This is a genomic window from Neisseria sp. P0014.S009, assembly GCF_051958155.1.
Taxonomy (GTDB): Bacteria; Pseudomonadota; Gammaproteobacteria; order Burkholderiales; family Neisseriaceae; genus Neisseria; species Neisseria flavescens_C.
In genome coordinates, this window is sequence record NZ_JBQCVS010000194.1 from 1 (window position 1) to 249 (window position 249).

Below are 249 nucleotides of genomic sequence, written 5' to 3' on the forward strand. Positions count from 1 at the left end.
GTTGTCCAAGCAGTATTTGATGGACGCAAGCGAGGCGCGGATACGGGTGTCGTCGCTGATTTTGCCGTCTTTGAACGGCACGTTCATATCGGCGCGGATGAGGACGGTTTTGCCCTGCACGTTTTGTTCGGTCAGTTTCAGAAATGCCATGATGTATCCTTTGTGAAGGTTGGAAACGGAAATGGGAATGTTCTCAATTATCCGCGAACGGGGCGCATCGGTAAAGGCAGGATTTGCCTGCGCTTGATT

1 protein-coding gene is annotated in these 249 nt (G+C 51.4%); it reads right to left on the reverse strand.

Annotated features, from left to right (window positions below):
• Window positions 1-183 (reverse strand): phosphoglycerate kinase (gene pgk / locus ACTHS4_RS12275; RefSeq protein ID WP_440366026.1); only part of this gene is annotated, 183 nt, incomplete at its 3' end.
• Window positions 184-249: the final 66 nt, after the last annotated feature.